Source organism: Neisseria zalophi, from assembly GCF_008807015.1.
Lineage (GTDB): Bacteria > Pseudomonadota > Gammaproteobacteria > Burkholderiales > Neisseriaceae > Neisseria > Neisseria zalophi.
Window position 1 is genome coordinate 1,302,216 of the sequence record NZ_CP031700.1, and the last position, 22,804, is coordinate 1,325,019.

Here is a 22,804-nt window from a genome sequence, read left to right on the forward strand (position 1 = left end):
TGCCGTCTGTTTCGAACAAATATGTAGACTATTTGATAGCCCTAAGTTTTTGCCCGATGTTTTCAGACGGCATTTAAAGTTTATTAAAAAATTCTTTTTATTTTATTTGTTTTCTTATTTACAGGTATTTTTGCCACAAATAATCTGATTGATTTCACGATTGAGTTTGGCCTGATTTTGTTTGTCATATTGTTGCAGTTTCCGCTGTATAACGGCGGGAAGTGAAGACATAACAACTTCCATGTATTGCGGCATTTTTGCATTAATAGACTGACCGATGGGGGAGTCATAAAAAGCAATCATGGCATCTACTTCTTCTTGAGTATAGATTTTACGGATACCGTCAATAGTGACGCGTCGGATGTCGGCGCGGGTTTGCGTGTTGTTGATAGAAGCTACTTGATTGAGTATGTATTGATCCAGTTTGGCCTTTACTGCTGCACGTTTGTTTGCCGGTACGCTTTGAATGGCTTCTTGATAGCGAGGGTCTGCAAGAGCAGCGGTAGGTATGGTTTGAAAAGAGGCATCTATAATTTTATCAAATTGTTGCACGTTCATTAAGTGCTCCAAGGATTTGCTAGATGGCTCTGCCGCCCATACGGATGTGGTGCTTAGAAATAGAGTCGCGGCTAAGATGAGCTTATTCTTCATAATCGTATTTCCTTTTTGTGGGTTAAGTATCGGATTTCAATTTATTTAAATAAATTGAAATTTAATTAATCCAGTCGAGTTGAATTATTGCACAAATAGGAAAGGATTTCGAACCGGTTGGTATGGATCTTTGGTTTTAAGCGGGTTCGGCCATGCTTAAAGCCTGCTGGATATCAACGGCAACAATTCGGGAAACCCCTTTTTCCTGCATGGTAACGCCGATAAGCTGTTCGGCCATTTCCATAGTTAGTCGGTTATGGGAAATATAGAGGAATTGGGTTTGTGCCGACATTTCTTTCACGAGGTTGCAGAAACGGCCGGTATTGGCATCGTCCAACGGTGCATCTACTTCGTCTAAGAGGCAGAACGGGGCGGGATTGAGGCTGAATAGGGCAAAAACCAAACTCATGGCGGTTAGGGCTTTTTCACCGCCGCTTAACAGATGGATAGTGCTGTTTTTCTTGCCGGGCGGGCGCGCCATAATGGATACGCCGGCGCTGAGTAAGTCGTCGCCGATCATATGTAGTTTGGCTTCGCCGCCGCCGAACAGGGTTGGGAAAAAGGTTTGTACTTTTTCATTCACGGCATCAAACGTTTCTTTGAAACGGGCTTTGGTTTTGCTGTCGATTTGGTCGATGGCTTCTTCGAGTAGGTCGATAGCGGCTTGCACATCTTCGCTTTGGCTGCGGTAATAATCGTCGCGCTCGCGTGCTTCTTCCAATTCTTGTAAGGCGGCAAGGTTAACGGCGCCGAGGGCTTCGATTTGTTGGGCCAGGCTGCCGATATCGTTGTTGAGCGACTTTAATCCGCCCGATTCGGCGGCAAGTGTTGCCAGTGCGTCGAGATCGGCTTCGCGTTCGGTTAGGTTTTGATGAAAGCGTTTGGCGTTTAATAAGGCTTCTTGTTGTTGTAGTAGTGCGGTTTGTGTTGCAGCTTGTAATTGCGGCAGTTTGGCCGATAGGGTTTGCTGGCGGGCGTATTGCTCGCGGCCTTCTTCTTGGGTGGCCGCCAATTGCTCTTGCATGGCGGCGTATTGTTCGTCTAGGGTGTGCACAGATTCGGTAAGGTGTTCGAGTTTGGCGTGTTGTTCGCTATTTTGTGCTTCGGTTTCATACGCAAGCGCCAGTTCGGATTGGCGTTCCTGCCAGTCGAGTGTTTGTTGTTCGAGTTGGGCTAACTGGTGTTGGAAGTTTTGTTTTTGTTGCTGCAGTTTGTGCACGGCCACTTCTACCAAGCCGTATTGGCGGTTGGTTTCGAGCAAGGCGAGCTGAGCTTGTTTCAGACGGCCTTGTTGTGCTTGGCGGTTGCCGCCGATACTTTGTTGCTGTTGTTCCAGCTCTGCGGCTGCTTCGATGAGCGTGGCAATATCGTCTCTGAGGCCGTCTGAAGTTTGTTCGAGAATGATTTGTTCTTCTTCGAGTTGTAGCAGTTCGTGCTCGATATGTTCGCGGCGGATTTGCCCTTGATTGGTGCGGGCAAGCAGTTCGGCGGCGTGGTTTTGAGCGGATTGGTATTGCTGGCTATGTTGTTTTTGTTGTTGATGTAGGTTTTTATAGTGCAGTTCGGCGGCGTTTAAGGCATTTTGTGCCTGAGTGTAGTCATGCTCGGCTACCTTGAGTTTGGGGCTTAAGGTTTCGAGTTCGGTTGTGAGTTCGTCTAAGCGTGTTTTGCGTGCGATGAGGTTTTCTTGCGCGGCTTGGGCGTATAACACAACGCTGACACGGTCGATTTGATGGCCTTCGGGGGTTAGCCAGATTTGACTGCCTTGTAAGTCGTTTTGGTGTTGAATGGCAAACTCAAGATTGGGGGCGCATAAAACGCCGTCCAACCAATGATGCAAGGCCGTCTGAAATGGTGCTTGCGCTTGAATTTGATTTAGCAATGCTTGGGCAGGCAGGGTTTTTTTCAGGCCGCCTGAGAGTTTGTCGCTTATCCATGCCGCACGTCCTTCGGGTAGCGGGGCGGGGGCGGTGAATGATTCGGGTACGGCGCGGGCGTGCAAGCGTTCGGCCAGTATCACGCCCAGTGCGTGTTGCCAGTCTGCCGGTGCTTTAATATGTTGCCATAGTTGCGGTGCATGTTTGGCGTCGGTGTGTTGCCAAAAGTCGGTTTGGGCGGTTTCGTCTTGGGCGAGCAATTGTGCCAGTGCCTGTTGCTGCGCTTGCAGGGTAATGTGTTGTTGTTGTAATTGCTGTTGTGCTTGTGAGGCCGTCTGAAAATATTCTATTTGGGTATTGAGTTGTTCTTCGGCGATTAAGATTTGCTCTTCGTAATGCTCTTGTTGGCTTTGCAATAGGGCGGCCTGTTCTTGGGCTGCCGCTGTTTCGTGTTCGTCAGGTAGGTTTAAGGCTTGGCTTTCTTGTTTCAGACGGCCTTGTCGGGTTTGCTGTTGTTGCAGGGTTTGTTGGGCATGGCTGAGTTGTTGCTGTTTTAAAGCCAGTTCGCGCTTGAGCCGGTTATGTTCGTCTTGTTGGTTTTGATAGGCGGTGTTTAAGGTGGTTTGGGCTTCTTCTAATTCGGGCAGGCGTTCTTCATGCTCGGCAACCAGCATGGCCAGTTCGGCCAGTTCGGTTTGCTTCTCTTCGATTTGAAAGTCGGTTTCTTCTTGTTGTGCACGGATTTGCTGTTGTTCTTGGTGAATACGTTGCAATTGTGCCTGTGCGGCGGCTTTGTCGCGTTCGATGCGCTGATGCAGGTTTTGTTGGTGGCGGATTTGTTCTTCCAAACGGGCGATTTGTTCGCGCAAAACACCGCGCTGGTTGCTGATGTTGTGCACGCTTTGTTGTTGGGTTTGCTCGGTAGCTTGTAGTGTATGAATCCGGTCGGTTAGGGTTTGGATTTGGGCGGCGGTTTCGTCTTGTTGTTGTTGGAAAGTTTGGTGTTGCGCGGTTGCTTTATCGGCAGCGGTTAGGGATTGCTGCCATTGCACATAATCCAACAGGTCTTGCTGTTGGGTTAGTTGGCGGCTGAGTGTTTGATAACGCTCGGCGGTTTCGGCCTGTTTTTCGAGCTTTTCGACTTGGCGTGCCAGTTCGCTTTGCAGGTCTGCCAACCTTTGCAGATGTTCGCGCGTATCTTTCAGACGGCCTTCTGTTTCTTTGCGCCTTTCTTTGTATTTGGATACACCTGCGGCTTCTTCTATATAGGCGCGAAGTTCTTCGGGGCGTGCTTCGATAATTCTGGAAATCATGCCTTGTTCGATAACGGCATAACCCCTTGCACCTACGCCTGTTCCTAAAAATAAATCGGTAATGTCCCGTCTGCGGACCACTTGATTGTTGATGTAGTAAGTCGATTCACCCTGGCGCGTGAGCTGGCGTTTGATGCTGACTTCGCCATATTGCCCCCATGCGCCCTGAAGGCTGTGATCACTGTTATCAAAAACCAGTTCTACCGAAGCCCGAGGTGCAGGCCGGCGGGTGGCTGCGCCGTTAAAAATCACATCCTGCATGCTTTCACCACGAAGCTGCTTGGCAGAAGCTTCACCTAAAACCCAACGTACCGCATCGATAACGTTTGATTTCCCGCAGCCGTTGGGGCCGATAACGGCGACCAGCTGCCCGGGCACGTGAATGGTGGTGGGGTCGGTAAAAGATTTAAAGCCGGCTAATTTGATGTGGGTAAGGCGCATGATTAAGGGTGGTTAGGAAGAAAACCGATATTTTAACGGAAATAGACTGATTAGTGTTTGATAGAAGTTATATAAAAATTATGGTTTTATCATTTTTTATTAATAATGTGTTGCAAAAAGGATAATTTCTATTGTGAATATTGTATATGTATATTTTATTGGGATTTTGTTTTTATTTAATTATTAAAATTCAAAATGTTATATTGGGTATATAAAAATTGAAAAATGAAATTCGCTATATAACAAAATACCTGTTATCCGAAAAAAAATACCGTTGGTATGCATGTGTGTTAAAGAGTTTGTAATGCGTATATCATCTTAATATTGCAATGTACTATGCCGAATGAAAATATCTTGTGTCAAGATTTGGCAATAACTGGGGATATTTGTGTTTATAACAAAAATGCGTCTGAACGCAGATGCTTCTTAAATTATCAGGAGTTTTGAGTCATGTTTCAATATCGTAAATTATTGTGGGTGTTATTACCGCTTACTGCTATGGGCTGTGTTTCGCATCCTAAAGAAAGTTGGGTGGATACTCAACAGGCTGCATACAGCACTGCTGTACCGGAAAATCGTTCGTCCGTTGTAATTTACCGTCAGGCGGGTGCGGTTGAAGGGCCGACAGTTAATATTTATGTAAACGGCCAATATTCAGGTTCTCTGCAACCCAATGCATATCGTCAAGAAACAGTTTGCGCTCAGAACCAACGTTTTTATGCAGAGTTTACTAAACGAGATGCAGGGTATCGCAACAAGCATCAATTAGGTGATTATTATAACCTTCCGGAATCAGCCGTATCTTTCTTTAAAGTAGTAGATGACGGTAATGGCAATCCTGTATTGCGTGCTGTTTCTCCTGAACAGGCAGAGCAAGAAATGCAGGGAATTCCCCGTCAAAATCATACTCTTTCCCGTGTAGTTAGCTCAGAAAAATGCGCGATTGTGTTGAAAAAATACAATTTGCAGGCGTCAGCACTATTTAAATTCGACCGGTCAGACTATGACAGCGTGCTGCCTAAAGGTAAGCAAGAATTAGCAAATATTTCTAATGAGATCAAACAAAATCCTAATTTAATTCGCGGTATTGCCGTAGTAGGTCATGCAGACCCTGCTGGAACGCCGAAATACAATCAAAAACTTTCATTTGACCGTGCTGTAACTGTGAAAAAAGTACTTGAAGATACCGGGTTGGATAAACGGTTAATTAGTGCGGAAGGTAAAGGGGAGCGTGAGCTGGTTGTGAATAATTGCCGTGCTCAATATCCGAATAATAGCAAAGCACGTATTGAATGTGATCAGCCTAACCGTCGTGTGGAAGTGATTCTACATGGTGAAAAACAATAAATTAAATTAAACATTATAAGGTGAATAAAATGTCTAGAAATATTACTTTAAATATTAATAATGCCAAGCAAACCCTTGAAACGGTTAAATTTCAGACGGCTTCAGGCGAAGTATTACGCATTCCTGCACAGGCGGATGTCAATTATCAGTTTGTAGAAGACTTAACACAATTTGCACCGGAAAACATTATGACCAAACGCGTTGGTGATGACCTCACTATCGCTTTTGAAGGAACGGATATTGAAAATCCCGATTTAATTTTGGAAGGTTATTATTCCAATGAAACCGGTGCTTCAAAAAGTAGTTTGCTGATTGGTCAACATGAAAACGGTAATGTATATCCTTACGTTCCGGAAAGTACCGAGGCTTCTGATGCCGTTACTATGTTGGCGGAAGAAGTTTTAGCAGGCCAAGCTTTAGGTGGACAGATTATCACTGCTATGTGGGCTCCTAATCCATTGTGGCTGTTGGCTTTGGCACCAATAGGTGCATTGGCGGCAGGTTCTCATAATGGTGATGATAACCGTGAACCCAGTATTACTGTTGATGCTCCCGATAATACTAATGACAACACTCCTGAAATTAAAGGTGTGGCAAGTAATGTAGCTCCAGGTAGTGTGGTTACTGTTGTGTTGACGGATAGCCAAGGTGTTAGTCAAACTGTTTCTGCTGTGGTTGGTGAATCAGGTGAGTATTCGGTTGAACCATTAAATCCATTAGCTGATGGCCAATATACGGCTACTGCAACTGTAGTTACACCTTCTAATCAATCAGCTACTGCGACCGATCCGGGTAGCATTGATACTACCGCACAAATTACTGTAGATGCCCCCGATCAAACTGCTGATAATACACCTACTATTACTGGCACTACGAAAGATGTAGAAGAAGGTCAGGTTATTACTTTGGAAATTACCGATTCGAGCGGTAAAAAACAAACTGTCAGCACTACTGTTAAAGCAGATGGTACATACAGCGTGGATGTTCCTGAAGCATTATCCGAAGGTAAATACAGCGTTACTGCAACCGTTAAAGATAAATTGGGTAATGAGGGTGTCGCAAATGATGATGGCTCTATAGACAGTACTGCACCGAGCATCAGCGTAGACGCACCAGACAACAGCAACGACAACACCCCGACCATTACCGGTAAGACCGACGCTCCGGCCGGTTCGGTAGTGACTGTGGTAGTAACCGATGCCAATGGTGCGACCCAAACCGTAACCACCACCGTTAAAGCGGACGGCAGCTACGGCGTAGACGTACCGAATGCAATCCCGGACGGCAACTATACTGCCGAAGCCAGCGTTAAAGACCCGGCCGGTAACGAAGGTAAAGCTTCGGACAAAGGTTCGGTAGACACTGCTGCTTCAATTACCGTAGAAGCACCCGATCTGACCGGCGACAACACCCCGACCATTACCGGTACCACTCAAGATGTGGAAGAAGGCCAGGTAGTAACCGTTGTGGTGACCGACAGCACCGGTGCGACCCAAACCATCACTACTACCGTTAAAGCGGACGGCAGCTACAGCGTAGACGTACCGAATCCGTTGGCCGACGGCGAATACACTGCCAAAGCCAGCGTTAGCGACAAAGCCGGTAACAGCGCGACTGCCGAAGACAATAACGGCAATGTGATTGACACCAACGGTCCGAGCATCAGCGTAGACGCACCGGACAACAGCAACGACAACACCCCGACCATTACCGGTAAGACCGACGCTCCGGCCGGTTCGGTAGTGACTGTGGTAGTAACCGATGCCAATGGTGCGACCCAAACCGTAACCACCACCGTTAAAGCGGACGGCAGCTACGGCGTAGACGTACCGAATGCAATTCCGGACGGCAACTATACTGCCGAAGCCAGCGTTAAAGATCCGGCCGGTAACGAAGGTAAAGCTTCGGACAAAGGTTCGGTAGACACTGCTGCTTCAATTACCGTAGAAGCACCCGATCTGACCGGCGACAACACCCCGACCATTACCGGTACCACTCAAGATGTGGAAGAAGGCCAGGTAGTAACCGTTGTGGTGACCGACAGCACCGGTGCGACCCAAACCATCACTACTACCGTTAAAGCGGACGGCAGCTACAGCGTAGACGTACCGAATCCGTTGGCCGACGGCGAATACACTGCCAAAGCCAGCGTTAGCGACAAAGCCGGTAACAGCGCGACTGCCGAAGACAATAACGGCAATGTGATTGACACCAACGGTCCGAGCATCAGCGTAGACGCACCGGACAACAGCAACGACAACACCCCGACCATTACCGGTAAGACCGACGCTCCGGCCGGTTCGGTAGTGACTGTGGTAGTAACCGATGCCAATGGTGCGACCCAAACCGTAACCACCACCGTTAAAGCGGACGGCAGCTACGGCGTAGACGTACCGAATGCAATTCCGGACGGCAACTATACTGCCGAAGCCAGCGTTAAAGATCCGGCCGGTAACGAAGGTAAAGCTTCGGACAAAGGTTCGGTAGACACTGCTGCTTCAATTACCGTAGAAGCACCCGATCTGACCGGCGACAACACCCCGACCATTACCGGTACCACTCAAGATGTGGAAGAAGGCCAGGTAGTAACCGTTGTGGTGACCGACAGCACCGGTGCGACCCAAACCATCACCACTACCGTTAAAGCGGACGGCAGCTACAGCGTAGACGTACCGAATCCGTTGGCCGATGGCGAATACACTGCCAAAGCCAGCGTTAGCGACAAAGCCGGTAACAGCGCGACTGCCGAAGACAATAACGGCAATGTGATTGACACCAACGGTCCGAGCATCAGCGTAGACGCACCGGACAACAGCAACGACAACACCCCGACCATTACCGGTAAGACCGACGCTCCGGCCGGTTCGGTAGTGACTGTGGTAGTAACCGATGCCAATGGTGCGACCCAAACCGTAACCACCACCGTTAAAGCGGACGGCAGCTACGGCGTAGACGTACCGAATGCAATTCCGGACGGCAACTATACTGCCGAAGCCAGCGTTAAAGATCCGGCCGGTAACGAAGGTAAAGCTTCGGACAAAGGTTCGGTAGACACTGCTGCTTCAATTACCGTAGAAGCACCCGATCTGACCGGCGACAACACCCCGACCATTACCGGTACCACTCAAGATGTGGAAGAAGGCCAGGTAGTAACCGTTGTGGTGACCGACAGCACCGGTGCGACCCAAACCATCACTACTACCGTTAAAGCGGACGGCAGCTACAGCGTAGACGTACCGAATCCGTTGGCCGACGGCGAATACACTGCCAAAGCCAGCGTTAGCGACAAAGCCGGTAACAGCGCGACTGCCGAAGACAATAACGGCAATGTGATTGACACCAACGGTCCGAGCATCAGCGTAGACGCACCGGACAACAGCAACGACAACACCCCGACCATTACCGGTAAGACCGACGCTCCGGCCGGTTCGGTAGTGACTGTGGTAGTAACCGATGCCAATGGTGCGACCCAAACCGTAACCACCACCGTTAAAGCGGACGGCAGCTACGGCGTAGACGTACCGAATGCAATTCCGGACGGCAACTATACTGCCGAAGCCAGCGTTAAAGATCCGGCCGGTAACGAAGGTAAAGCTTCGGACAAAGGTTCGGTAGACACTGCTGCTTCAATTACCGTAGAAGCACCCGATCTGACCGGCGACAACACCCCGACCATTACCGGTACCACTCAAGATGTGGAAGAAGGCCAGGTAGTAACCGTTGTGGTGACCGACAGCACCGGTGCGACCCAAACCATCACCACTACCGTTAAAGCGGACGGCAGCTACAGCGTAGACGTACCGAATCCGTTGGCCGATGGCGAATACACTGCCAAAGCCAGCGTTAGCGACAAAGCCGGTAACAGCGCGACTGCCGAAGACAATAACGGCAATGTGATTGACACCAACGGTCCGAGCATCAGCGTAGACGCACCGGACAACAGCAACGACAACACCCCGACCATTACCGGTAAGACCGACGCTCCGGCCGGTTCGGTAGTGACTGTGGTAGTAACCGATGCCAATGGTGCGACCCAAACCGTAACCACCACCGTTAAAGCGGACGGCAGCTACGGCGTAGACGTACCGAATGCAATTCCGGACGGCAACTATACTGCCGAAGCCAGCGTTAAAGATCCGGCCGGTAACGAAGGTAAAGCTTCGGACAAAGGTTCGGTAGACACTGCTGCTTCAATTACCGTAGAAGCACCCGATCTGACCGGCGACAACACCCCGACCATTACCGGTACCACTCAAGATGTGGAAGAAGGCCAGGTAGTAACCGTTGTGGTGACCGACAGCACCGGTGCGACCCAAACCATCACCACCACCGTTAAAGCAGACGGCAGCTACAGCGTAGACGTACCGAATCCGTTGGCCGACGGCGAATACACTGCCAAAGCCAGCGTTAGCGACAAAGCCGGTAACAGCGCGACTGCCGAAGACAATAACGGCAATGTAGTGGATACAACTTGCCCGACTATTACGGTAGATGCACCGGATAATACCAATGATGACACTCCGACTATTACCGGTACTACTGATGCACCGGAAGGTTCGGTAATCACTGTGGTAGTAACCGGATCAGACGGTAAACAACAAACCTTTACAACAACCGTTAAAGGTGATGGCAGCTATAGTGTTGATGTACCGAAACCATTGCCTGAAGGTGATTACACGGCGGAAGTTTCTGTGAAAGATCCTGCCGGTAACGAAGGTACGGCGCAAGATGATGGTTCGATTGATACAACTTGCCCGACTATTACGGTAGATGCACCGGATAATACCAATGATGACACTCCGACTATTACCGGTACTACTGATGCACCGGAAGGTTCGGTAATCACTGTGGTGGTAACCGGATCAGACGGTAAACAACAAACCTTTACAACAACCGTTAAAGGTGATGGCAGCTATAGTGTTGATGTACCGAAACCATTGCCTGAAGGTGATTACACGGCGGAAGTTTCTGTGAAAGATCCTGCCGGTAACGAAGGTACGGCGCAAGATGATGGTTCGATTGATACAACTTGCCCGACTATTACGGTAGATGCACCGGACAATACCAATGATGACACTCCGACTATTACCGGTACTACTGATGCACCGGAAGGTTCGGTAATCACTGTGGTAGTAACCGGATCAGACGGTAAACAACAAACCTTTACAACAACTGTTAAAGATGACGGCAGCTATAGTGTAGATGTACCGAAACCATTGCCTGAAGGTGATTACACTACAGAAGTTTCTGTAATGGATCCGGCCGGTAATAAAGGTACGGCACAAGATGACGGTTCGGTTGATACGGTGAATCCTGCAGTTAAAGCAGTGGATCAAGAGGTAACAGAAGCCAGTGCTGCTGAAGTAAGTGGTGTGATTAAGGTAAGTGATGCCGGTGGTGTTACAGCGATTACGGTAGGTGGTAAAGATGTTACTTCTGCATCTGCATCTAATCCTGTTGTGATTAAAACAGACAACGGTATATTAAGTATTAATGGTTACAATCCTTCTAAAGGTGAGGTAACTTACACTTATACTGAAAACGGACGCAGTAAAGACCATTCAGGTGGTGATAACTCTGTAGTCGATAATTTTATTGTTCGAGTGAAAGATGCCGCCGGTAATACCGGTATGGATATGCTTGATATTAAGATTACTGATACTGCACCGACTGCTGTAAACGATAGTAATCATATCGGAGAGAAAGATACAAGTATAAGTGGCAATGTTTTTGCTAATGATTATACTGGTGCAGACACACCTGTAACTGTCATATCCGGTAATCAAAATGGTCATTATGGTAAGCTGGTTTTAGGCACTGATGGTCATTACACCTATGTTTTAGATAATGACAATCCTGCTGTTAAGGCACTGAATAACGGTGAAAAACTAACTGATAGCTTTACTTATACTGTTCGTGATGCTGATGGTGATACTTCTACTGCGAAATTGAATATTACAATCGATGGTGCGGACAACGATAAGATAAAAATCGGTGATAATGGGCCTAATCCGCATATCCAAGGCGGTGGTGGTAACGATGTATTAATCGGTGATACCGGTGGTACCGAAACCATCATTACCAAAGGTGAAAACTATAATATTGCCATTTTGCTGGATACATCGAACAGTATGGCTAACTTTAGAACAGATGACGGCTATTCGTATCTACAGATGGCTAAGGCATCTTTGTTGAAGTTGTCTAAAGATTTGGCTAATCATGATGGTAAAGTAAATGTAACATTGATGACATTCAATAAGACTGCTCATCAGGTGGTTGATATTAGAGACTTAAATGAAGCCAATGTGGGTCGCCTACTGAATAGTATTGTGGCGCAAAGAGGCCATGGTGCAACCAACTACGATGATGCATTCCATGATACAGCGTCTTGGTTTAAGCATGTTACCAAGCCGGGTTACAACAATGTGACTTACTTCCTGACAGACGGTGAACCAACAACTTACGGTGCTAATGGTAGAGGACAACATGGATCGTACGTTACCCAAAGATCTGTAAATGCAGGCTTGCACAGCTTTGAAAAACTGGCAAAAGTATCAGATGTACATGCAGTTGGCTTTGCCAAAGGCGTTCAACAAAATACGTTGAAATATTTTGATACGACTTCCAGCAAACCGCTTCATTATGAAGAAGATGTGGTAACGCATATTCATGGTCGCAGACATGTTGATGTGGTTTATCACGGCCAAGCTGGTGAAGCTTCAATTATCAATAACCCGCAAGAGTTGGATGCAGCTTTACAACGCGGCTCATCAACGACAGTATTGGATAGCGTGTCTAACGATACATTGATTGGCGGTGAGGGTAACGATATCTTGTTTGGTGACACTATCAATACAGATAATCTGTCTTGGACAAATCACTCTACCGGTATGACTTTCGAAGCTGGTAAGCATAACGGTATGGGTTCGGAAGCACTGAATGAGTTTATCCGTTGGAGTGAAAACGGTGGTTCGGCTGCTACTACCGAGCAGAAAGTCGATTATATTCAGAAGCACTGGAATGAGCTTTTGGATAACCGTGCCGACGGTGGTAATGACACATTACGCGGTGGTGATGGTGACGACATTCTGTTTGGTGGTGCCGGTAATGATGTATTGGCCGGCGGCGAAGGTGATGATAAATTTGTATTCTTAGCCAATAGTAATAGCGGCCATGATCAAATTTTGGATTTCCAAGCCGGTTCGGACAAAGTGGTATTTGCAGACTTGGTAAGCCCGCAACAGCTGCAAGGTGCCGTGTGGAATGATCAAACCCATACACTCAGCTTCACCGGTGTAGGTACTGATGGCGCTACATATCAAAACAGCATTACATTCTCCGGAATGTCTTCAGGCGAAACCCTGAACAGCATTTTGGAAAACCATGTTGAGTTTCTTGGTTAATTAAATGCTTGAGAAAAGGCTCTGCTGAAAAAGCAGGGCCTTTTTATTTGGGTGTTTCAGGAAAAATAAAAAGTAACGGTACGGTGATATTAAAAATTTTGCTTGGTAAATTAGGAGTATGCTTTGTTTTATTGATATGAACAATGCGGTTTCGGTTAGAATATCAACGGTTTTATCGGGTATGATAAATATTTATGTTCAGACGGCCTTTGTCACTGATATGCCGATTTTGTGTAAAGTCATGAATGAACGTGATACAGTAAAGAAAACATTATCGGTGATAGGCAATGATTTTGATATGATTGCTTTAAGTTTAGGCCGTCTGAAAACATAATAAGACAGTCATGTTTTTCAATTAAAGTAGTTTAAAGAATAATATGCTTTTTTTATAAATTTATTTCGTATATTTTTGAGGCGCAAGGCCGTCTGAAAAGTTATTTTTAGTTTGTTAGTTAAGTAAAGAGAGAATAATGAGTCAATATGTATATTCCATGCTGCGTGTGAGTAAAGTTGTTCCACCGCAGAAAACCATTATTAAAGATATTTCATTATCGTTTTTTCCGGGTGCGAAAATCGGGTTATTGGGCTTGAACGGCGCGGGTAAATCGACCGTATTGCGCATTATGGCCGGCGTGGATAAGGAGTTTGAAGGCGAAGCGGTGCCGATGGGCGGGATTAAAATCGGTTATTTGCCGCAAGAGCCGGAGTTGGATCCTGAAAAAACCGTGCGTGAAGAAGTGGAAAGCGGCTTGGGCGAAGTAGCCGCTGCTCAAAAACGGTTGGAAGAAGTTTATGCCGCCTATGCCGACCCTGATGCCGATTTTGATGCCTTGGCTGAAGAGCAGGGGCGCTTGGAAGCGGTGATTGCTGCCGGTTCAAGCACAGCAGGCGGTGCGGAACATGAGTTGGAAATTGCTGCCGATGCACTTCGCTTGCCGGAGTGGGATGCGAAAATCGGCCAGCTTTCCGGTGGTGAAAAACGCCGCGTGGCATTGTGTAAATTATTATTGAGTAAGCCGGATATGTTGTTGTTGGACGAGCCGACCAACCACTTGGATGCGGAATCGGTGGAATGGTTGGAACAGTTTTTAGTGCGCTTCCCCGGAACCGTGGTAGCGGTAACGCATGACCGTTATTTCCTTGATAATGCGGCGGAATGGATTTTGGAATTGGATCGTGGACACGGTATTCCTTGGAAAGGCAATTATTCTTCATGGCTGGAACAAAAAGAAAAACGTTTGGAAAATGAAGCCAAGTCCGAAGCTGCCCGCATTAAAGCGATGAAACAGGAATTGGAATGGGTGCGCCAAAATGCCAAAGGCCGCCAAGCCAAATCTAAAGCCCGTTTGGCCCGTTTTGAAGAAATGAGTAATTACGAATACCAAAAACGCAATGAAACGCAGGAAATTTTTATTCCGGTGGCCGAGCGTTTGGGTAATGAAGTGATTGAGTTTACCAATGTGAGCAAATCGTTTGGCGACAAACTGTTGATAGACGATTTGAGCTTTAAAGTACCGCCCGGCGCGATTGTCGGTATTATCGGCCCTAACGGTGCCGGTAAATCGACTTTATTTAAAATGATTGCAGGGAAAGAGCAGCCGGATTCCGGTGAGGTGAAAATCGGCCAAACCGTGAAGCTGTCGTTGATTGACCAAAGTCGTGACGGCTTGCAAAACGACAAAACCGTATTCGACAATATTGCCGACGGCCGCGATATTTTGCAGGTAGGGCAGTTTGAAATTCCCGCCCGTGCTTATTTGGGTCGTTTTAACTTTAAAGGCAGCGACCAAAGTAAAATTGCCGGTAATCTATCCGGTGGTGAGCGGGGGCGTTTGCATTTGGCCAAAACCTTGCTTGCCGGCGGCAATGTTTTGCTGTTGGACGAACCATCTAATGATTTGGACGTAGAAACCTTGCGTGCCCTAGAAGATGCATTGTTGGAATTTGCCGGTAGTGTGATGGTGATTTCTCACGACCGTTGGTTCTTAGACCGTATCGCAACCCATATTTTGGCTTGTGAGGGTGATTCGAAATGGGTGTTTTTTGATGGCAACTATCAGGAATATGAAGCCGATAAGAAACGCCGTTTGGGTGAGGAAGGCGCCAAACCGAAACGGATTCGTTATAAACCGGTAACACGATAATGATATGGTCGCTTAAATAAAAAATAGTGAAACAACAGGGTATCCGGTTTGGAAATGATATCGGCCGCTTATTCCTTGTTGCGTTATGGCTATTGATTTTTTGATAATATTGTCATTATCCATACTTTTGTTTTAAGCAATAAATCAATATGCCGTCTGAAATGGTTTCAGACGGCCTTTGTCTGATAATGTATTTTTAATATTTCAGACGGCCTGTTTAGTGATTAAAGGCCGTCTGAATCATTCGGAAAGCTTTTATGCGTGCTCAATTTATTACATTAGACGGCATAGACGGTGCGGGTAAGTCCACCAATCTGGCGGTTATCAAACATTGGTTTGAAGCACATCATTTGCCGGTCTTATTTACCCGAGAACCGGGCGGAACACCGGTGGGTGAAGCATTGCGTGATATTTTATTGAATCCGGCTACAAAAGCGGGGTTACATACCGAAACATTATTAATGTTTGCTGCCCGCCGCCAGCATCTTGATGATGTGATTTTGCCGGCACTGGAAAAGGGCATTCATGTGGTTTCCGACCGTTTCACCGATGCTACGTTTGCCTATCAGGGCGGCGGGCGCGGTGTGCCGTTGGAAGCTATTTCGATATTGGAAAACTGGGTGCAGGGAGATTTTCGCCCCGATTTAACCATTTTATTGGATGTTCCGTTATCGGTTTCTATGCAACGGATTGATGCCAACCGTGAAAAAGACCGCTTCGAGCAGGAAAATGCCGACTTCTTTACGCGGGTTCGAGAAGTCTATCTCAACCGTGCCGCGGCTGCGCCGGATCGTTATGCGGTTGTCGATAGTAATCGGGAACGGAATGAAGTTCAGACCGATTTAGAAATGGTTTTAAATAAACATTTCGGAATTTCAGCTTAAAGTTTTGATGTCGATATATTTTCAGACGGCCTATGTGATTATTTTTTAGAAAGTATTCATTATGATATTGTATCGTTGGTTATTGGCGCTAAAGCAGCCGAGCAACCGTTTGTGGGTAACGCCGGCTTTGTGGGCAATAGGCGTTGTGTGCTTTATTTTTGCAACCCGTTTGGTAGGTGCATGGTGGATACCGCATGATACCTTGCCAGAGATAGAACAGGCTACTTTAGAAGGGTTGTTGGATGTGATTGCATCCAGCATGTTGGCAGTGACAACTTTTTCGCTGTCTATTATGGTTTCTGCATTCGCCTCTGCTTCCGGTGGAGCAACGCCGAGAGCCACCGAATTGGTGATGGGTGATGATAATACCCGCACGGCGATTACCAGTTTTCTATCATCCTTTATCTATGCCATTATTGCCAGAACCGCTTTAGGTATGGATTTTTACGGGCAAAACGAGCTTTTTCTTTTGTTTGTAAGCACGGTTGCCGTATTTGTTTATCTGATTGTTACCTTAATTCGTTGGGTTTATACCTTGTCGCAATTGGGTCGTATGGGCAATACGATTGATAAAATTTTATCGGCAACAAAAACATCGGTAGCTAATTATTTTGCCAACCCGCAATTAGGTACGGCTTGGCGTGGTGCTTGTAGCAATCGGGCAAAATTAGTTAAAGCCGGATATAGCGGCTACCTGACCCATATTAATATGGCATCTTTGCAGGCTAAAGCAGAAGAGGCAGATATTCATATTCATATTTTGGTTCGGCCGGGTGAATTGGTGATGGAAGATACGCCGTTAATGATGGTGGAGGGCAATGGAGACACCGATACATTAAATCAGTGTTTTATATTTGGTACTACGCGGAGTTATGCCCAAGATCCGAATTGGGGTTTTATTGTCTTAAGTGAAGTGGCGCAACGTGCCTTATCGCCGGCAGTGAATGATCCCGGTACAGCCATTAGCGTGATGACAGGCATGATGGATCTGTTGATCGCCAAACAGCCTGAACGAGATGAAGAAGCATCTAAAAAATATGATCGTTTGTCCATCAAACCTGAAGAGTGTGGCAATTGGATAACGGAAAGTTTTGGCCCGATTGCACGTGATGGTGCCAATACGGTGGAAGTAGGCTTGGTGATGCAAAAAGTGTTGGCTGGAATTTGGCGGAACTCCGGTAACGTTGCCATATCGCAAGCGGCGGCGGAAATGGCATCTATTGCCTTGCAACGCTCTTTACAGGAAATGTCGTTTGCGCATGATGCAGAAAGATTAAAAGCCAAACATTATGCTTTGTTTGGCAGTGAGTGCAGCAATAAAGATAGCTGATAACCGTTTTCAGACGGCCTAAGCCCTTTGCATAACACAAAGGGCTTATTTGTTTGATTGTTTAATGAGAACCGCCGCCCATAATTTTGGTCACTTCTTCAGGGTCGTTGTATACCCCGAATTTATCAACCACGGTGGCGGTTGCTTCATTCATACCGATAACATCCACTTCTTTGCCTTGCTGCCGCATTTTAATCACCACCTTATCCAAAGCAGAAACGGCGGTAATATCCCAAAAGTGTGCGTCGGTTAAATCAATCACTACCGAGTCAACGGCTTCTTCAAAATCAAAAGAACGGATAAATTGTTCTGCCGAAGCAAAAAATACCTGTCCGATTACACGATAGCGGCGGCTATTGGTGCCTTCTTTCCATTCGCTGCGAACCGCCATAAACCGCCCGATTTTATTGGAGAAAAACAATGTGGCCAGCAATACGCCGACAAACACCCCTAAAGCCAGATTGTGGGTAAACACCACCACGGCAACGGTCGCCAGCATCACAATATTGGTTGAAAGCGGATAAACAAACAGGTTTTTCAAAGATACCCAAGAGAATGTGCCGATAGAAACCATAATCATCACGGCGACTAAAGCCGCCATCGGGATAATTTTGATTAAGTCGTCTAGAAAAACCACCATAATAATCAGAAAAATACCGGCCAATAAGGTGGATAAACGTGTCCGCCCGCCTGATTTCACATTAATTACCGATTGGCCGATCATGGCGCAGCCCGCCATACCGCCCATCATGCCGGCGGCGATATTGGCAACACCTTGCCCTTTACATTCGCGGTTTTTATCGCTTGGCGAATCGGTCATTTCATCGACAATCGTTGCCGTCATCAGGCTTTCCAATAAACCGACTGCGGCGAGGCTGACCGAGTAGGGCAGGATAATCCACAAAGTTTCCCAATTTAAAGGAATATCCGGTATTAGGAAAACAGGCAGGGTATCGGGCAATGCGCCCATATCACCCACCGTTCGAATATTTAAGCCCAAAGCCACCGATAAAGCGGTTAATACGACAATACACACCAGCGGCGAGGGAATTACTTTGCCGACAACAGGCAGGCGCGGAAACAGGTAAATAATGGCCAACCCAGCTGCCGTCATGGCGTAAACATGCCAAGAAACATCGGTGAGTTCCGGCAGTTGCGCCATAAAAATCAAAATAGCCAGTGCATTCACAAATCCTGTGACCACCGAGCGCGAAACAAAGCGCATCAGGCTGCCCAATTTTAGATAGCCGGCGACCACTTGCAATACACCGGTGAGAACGGTCGCCGCAAAGAGATATTGCAGGCCGTGGTCTTTAACCAGTGTGACCATCAGCAGCGCCATCGCGCCGGTCGCTGCCGAAATCATGGCAGGGCGGCCGCCGGTAAAAGCGGTGACGACGGCAATACAGAAAGAGGCATATAAACCGATTTTGGGATCGACCCCGGCAATAATCGAAAAAGCAATGGCTTCGGGAATGAGCGCCAAAGCGACAACAGTTCCCGAAAGAACATCACCGCGTATATTGGAAAAAAAGTTTTTTTGGATAAAGTTAAGCATTAAATTCCTGATGATTTTTATTTATTCATTAAGGCCGTCTGAAAACAAAATCCAGTGAGTATGGCAACAGATGGCAATCAATAGGTTATAAAAATATTATGCCGACCAGACAGCCATGACTCAAAATGGTTGAGATAAAAGGAAAGGCAAAGACAAGATGATCGGTTTTGAACCGGTACTGCTAAACGGAATCTGTTGAAACCTGCAATCAGACAGTGGGCATAAACACAGGCGGTAGGGTGCGCACTGAGTTTCCCAAATGGTTTTGACTAGATCAATTCTATATCGCCCGAGTCGGTCGGTTATTGAAATACTGCCGACTACATAAATGACGACAAGCTTTCGAAAATATTGCCGGCGTTTAAATATCGTCGGCGGCGAATTGTAACGCAGGCAGGGTTAGGTTTCAAATTTTCTTGGAATATAATGGTTTGAAGAGCTAAGCGTAGTTGTTTTACTGATTAAAATGCCGTCTGAAACATGAACTGTACCTCAAAAGTTGGACACCCCTCCAACCCATTAAGGTGCAGTTTTCTTATGAGCAGTATATCGCGTAAAGGCAATTGTTGGGACAATGCACCGATGGAAAGCTTCTTTGCGATACTGAAAACGGAATGCTTTTATCAGGAAGGCAAACTTTTGACAACAGAGCTGATGCAGACAATAGATGACTATATATGATACTACAATCATGACAGATGTAGTTTGAAATTGAAAAAGCTAAGCCCTGTGGCATACAGAACCCAGCTCGAAAAGATAAACTGAAAAGGCTTTTATGTTTGTCCAATATTTGGGGGACAGTTCATTTTTTTTCAGACGGCCTTGAAGGGTGATAACGCGTGCGTGCCTGAGGGCACACACCTTACCGATGGAGTATACAGGCTATGCTTGCTACAGTTTTATTTTAAATAATCTCTCTCTGCATCAATATCTTTTAACCCTATCTTTTCTTTATTCAATCCAAATACTTCACTCTGTTCAATTAATAGAGAAATTATTTCATAAATAGCAAAATTGTAACCTTTTTGCATATCGGAGTCTGCTGCAAACATATCATTTTCATATTTATTAAAAATTTCAAATACAACATCTTTTAAAAAATTTTTATAAACATCAGAATTCATAATTACATTCCTCGTTCTCTTAAAATACCTTCTAAAATACTCTTTTATTCCCTCTGTCTGGCAATATCAGATAACCATTTTTTTGAAATTAATGATTCTTGTTGCCTAGGATTTAATTTAGTCCAATCTCCTTTGTTTAATTCTCTCATTGTTTTTTCAGGATTTCTAATTCATCTTTCGTGTTCTTTAATTTGTTTCTCCAAAGAATTTATACCTTTTTGAAGCTCTAATGAAGATCGATTAATATTATTTTTATAAAATCCTGAATGCTTTCCATCATTTTTAGCTATTTCGTATACTGGGTTTTTATCTATTATTTTTTTTGGTAGTGTTCGCACATTTACTACATTTAGATTTGGAAAAAACCTTAGATATTAGGTTTTTAATTACTTTAAAAAGACCTGCTCCTAATCCTAAAGTATCAATCCAATTTTGCCCATTAGGTGCAAACCAATAAAGATTATCTCCACCAACTAACCCAATCAGATCCTGATTCACAAACCTACCCGAATCCGGCTCATAATACCGCATCAGATTGTAAGGCAGCCCTGTCTCTGCATCATAATACTGATTCTGAAGCCTAAACGGTTGATGTACCAGCGGATAAACCCGTTCGTCTTTATTGAGTTTACCCCAAGCGGAATATTCGCCGTACCAGAGCAGATTACCGAATTGATCGGTCATTTCGCGCGGAATGCCGATTTGGTCGTTATGGAAATAAGCTAGGTATTGCTGCTTATCTTTATTATTGTAAAAAACTTGGGCTAGGGGTTCGTAGGAATCTTGGTCGGTATAGACGTAAGTATAGTTGCCTTTGTAGGTATATTCTTGCAACAGGCGGCTGCCGTCCCAAACAAAATGGGTGCGTTTCGGATGGGTGGATTGTAATGTGCCTTTGTCGGTGCGCTCTTTGCTTAAGCGTCTGCCGAACGGGTCATAGGCATAAGCCCAAGTTTGGGTTTCGCCGTTGTTCTTTTTGATTTCGGCCAGTATCAGTTGGTTTTCGGTATCGTAGCGGAAGAACTGGTTTTCACCGTTGGGCAGTTGGCGGTAAATAAGGTTGCCGAGCGGGTCGTAGGTGTATTCGGTGCCGTTGTATTCTTCGATACGGTTACCGAGGCCGATATTATCGCCTTTCAGACGGCCTTTGGTGGTTTGCTCTTTCAGACCGTCTGAAAGAATATTATTAGCGGGGTCGAAAGAGAATTTTATCTGGAAAGTCGGTTTTTTTAGATGGCTTTGTAAGAGTAGTTAAATAAAAAAGTATTTTTCTGAATGTTTATATATGCCTGTATAAAAATAAATTTTCTCATTCTCAATTTTATTTAAGTAAATTAAATCTTCTATATTTCCAATATATTGAATTGCTAAATTAGAAAGATCTAATTTAGCAAGCTTAAAGCCAACTATACAGAACCGTCTTATAAATACAGGGATATATAAAAATTTTTTATCATATAAAAAAGGTCCTCCAAATTGTAATTTGTTGGAATAAATTTTTTGATTGATTGATAAGTTGCCAACCAGAGGTGAGCCCTGATTCACTTCTATTAAGTTTATATATTCAATTTCAAATCCATCAATAAAAAAATTAGTTTGGAAGTTTGTAGGGGTATCTAATGGATTTATTTTTAATATATGCATATTAATTAAATTTTTGTTAAAGTGAATTTATCCATTTGCTATAATATTCTTTCTGTTTTTGATTTGAATTAGTTAGGTTTTTATCTTCAAAAGAAAAAATATCAACTAAGTCTTCAAATGTGGCCTGTTGGCCTAAAGTTAATTCATACGCTTTTATACCATAGCCCATCTGGCGAGCCATTGGTGAAGGATAAATATTTTCTTTATACCCTATCAATAATAGAGATATTTATTTTTTCATTTGATATTGTTAATTTGCATGGATAATTTGGACATTCAAGTATTGCAATTGACTTATATTCCATATTATCTACTTTTATAATTAATTTTTTATTCATTTATCATTTTTTATAGGGGTTTAATATACTATAATTTGGTAAAGTCCCATTTTTATTAATAGGTGTAGTTTTAGTAGAGTAATTTAATAGAATCATGTAGGATAGCCCTGTTTTAAAAGATCAATTTTATTTTGAATATTATTTATTAGTTCAGGAGACCCTGTTAAACTTATGCCTATATATGTTTCTCTCTCAACCTTAAGATTACAACCATTTATATTAAAATTTATAAAATATAAATCTTGTGAACCAGCAAGTGCCATATTTTCATCTATTTTAACAGCATTCATATCGTGAAGAATTTTTAATAACAATGACATTAACTCTTCATCGTATTCATTTCCTATAATTATAGTTTTTTCATTCATAATCCTAAATCCTTTCCGCCCGTTCTAGTTGCAGACTCAATAATATCATCCCAAGTTTTGCCTCTCGCTCTAAGCCAATCTATACTTGGCCCTAATTTATCACCATATTTTTCTATATTTCTAGTATATATTTTTTGTAACATATCTGGTGGTGTTAGATTTTTATATTTCACACCAAGCTCTCTCCGTTTAGCATGAAGTGTTCTTGCAATTGTTTCTTTATCTATTCCTTTCTTCTGTAATTCAGTTGCCAATTTTTTTAGGTTATTAACTTCTTTAACATAAGCTGCTCTTAAAGAAGAAGAACCTGCTTTACCACATTTACCACATTTTCGTAATTTAGAAGCAAATTTAGAAAAAGCACCGACTGCAACTGGTATAA

At 44.9% G+C, this 22,804-nt stretch carries 13 protein-coding genes and 2 pseudogenes; 7 read left to right on the plus strand and 8 right to left on the minus strand.

All coding sequences use genetic code 11. The annotated features are described in order from the left end of the window. Positions 1–114: 114 nt before the first annotated feature. Together D0T92_RS05980 and smc are read right to left on the minus strand one after the other, a co-directional pair. The gene (locus D0T92_RS05980) at positions 115–651 is read right to left on the minus strand and encodes a DUF2059 domain-containing protein (protein ID WP_151051147.1); all 537 of its coding nucleotides are present in this window, start codon (positions 649–651) and stop codon (positions 115–117) included. 136 nt (positions 652–787) lie between these two features. Continuing rightward, entirely contained in the window at positions 788–4,282 is a 3,495-nt protein-coding gene (smc, locus tag D0T92_RS05985; RefSeq protein ID WP_151051149.1) for a chromosome segregation protein SMC, read from the minus strand. 450 nt (positions 4,283–4,732) lie between these two features. On the opposite strand from smc, the gene D0T92_RS05990 reads away from it, so the two are divergent. From D0T92_RS05990 to D0T92_RS06015, 6 genes are all read left to right on the plus strand, one after another. Continuing rightward, positions 4,733–5,629, plus strand: a complete 897-nt coding sequence (locus tag D0T92_RS05990; RefSeq protein WP_151051150.1) for an OmpA family protein — start codon at positions 4,733–4,735, stop codon at positions 5,627–5,629. 29 nt (positions 5,630–5,658) lie between these two features. Beyond that, a complete protein-coding gene (locus D0T92_RS11545) occupies positions 5,659–13,032 on the plus strand; it encodes an Ig-like domain-containing protein (protein WP_225315080.1) in 7,374 nt (2,457 codons plus the stop codon). Between the two features lie 181 nt (positions 13,033–13,213). After that, on the plus strand, positions 13,214–13,366 hold the full coding sequence (locus D0T92_RS11365) for a hypothetical protein (protein WP_191963608.1): 153 nt from the start codon (positions 13,214–13,216) through the stop codon (positions 13,364–13,366). Positions 13,367–13,499: 133 nt separating this feature from the next. Further along, the gene (gene ettA / locus D0T92_RS06005; protein WP_151051152.1) at positions 13,500–15,176 is read left to right on the plus strand and encodes an energy-dependent translational throttle protein EttA; all 1,677 of its coding nucleotides are present in this window, start codon (positions 13,500–13,502) and stop codon (positions 15,174–15,176) included. A 257-nt stretch (positions 15,177–15,433) separates the two neighbouring features. After that, the gene (gene tmk / locus D0T92_RS06010; RefSeq protein WP_151051154.1) at positions 15,434–16,060 is read left to right on the plus strand and encodes a dTMP kinase; all 627 of its coding nucleotides are present in this window, start codon (positions 15,434–15,436) and stop codon (positions 16,058–16,060) included. Positions 16,061–16,121: 61 nt separating this feature from the next. Then, a complete protein-coding gene (locus tag D0T92_RS06015) occupies positions 16,122–17,390 on the plus strand; it encodes a DUF2254 domain-containing protein (protein WP_225315081.1) in 1,269 nt (422 codons plus the stop codon). Positions 17,391–17,451: 61 nt separating this feature from the next. Here D0T92_RS06015 and D0T92_RS06020 read toward each other — a convergent pair whose 3' ends face one another. Next, a complete protein-coding gene (locus tag D0T92_RS06020; protein WP_151051157.1) occupies positions 17,452–18,948 on the minus strand; it encodes a SulP family inorganic anion transporter in 1,497 nt (498 codons plus the stop codon). 582 nt (positions 18,949–19,530) lie between these two features. On the opposite strand from D0T92_RS06020, the pseudogene D0T92_RS11550 reads away from it, so the two are divergent. Next, a pseudogene (locus D0T92_RS11550) lies at positions 19,531–19,713 on the plus strand (IS3 family transposase). 134 nt (positions 19,714–19,847) lie between these two features. On the opposite strand, the gene D0T92_RS06035 reads toward D0T92_RS11550, so the two are convergent. The 5 genes and pseudogenes from D0T92_RS06035 to D0T92_RS06050 form a co-directional block, all read right to left on the minus strand. After that, positions 19,848–20,072: a hypothetical protein gene (locus tag D0T92_RS06035; protein ID WP_151051161.1), complete on the minus strand. Its 225-nt coding sequence runs from the start codon at positions 20,070–20,072 to the stop codon at positions 19,848–19,850. 402 nt (positions 20,073–20,474) lie between these two features. Then, positions 20,475–21,284: pseudogene (locus D0T92_RS06040) on the minus strand (RHS repeat-associated core domain-containing protein); the annotation flags it as partial. A 39-nt stretch (positions 21,285–21,323) separates the two neighbouring features. After that, positions 21,324–21,716 carry a hypothetical protein gene (locus D0T92_RS06045; protein WP_151051164.1) on the minus strand — a complete coding sequence of 131 codons (393 nt, stop codon included), beginning with the start codon at positions 21,714–21,716 and terminating at the stop codon, positions 21,324–21,326. A gap of 16 nt (positions 21,717–21,732) precedes the next feature. After that, entirely contained in the window at positions 21,733–21,897 is a 165-nt protein-coding gene (locus D0T92_RS11370) for a hypothetical protein (protein ID WP_191963610.1), read from the minus strand. A gap of 249 nt (positions 21,898–22,146) precedes the next feature. After that, positions 22,147–22,422 (minus strand): hypothetical protein, encoded by a 276-nt coding sequence (locus tag D0T92_RS06050; protein WP_151051167.1) that lies wholly within the window; start codon positions 22,420–22,422, stop codon positions 22,147–22,149. Between the last annotated feature and the right edge of the window lie 382 nt (positions 22,423–22,804).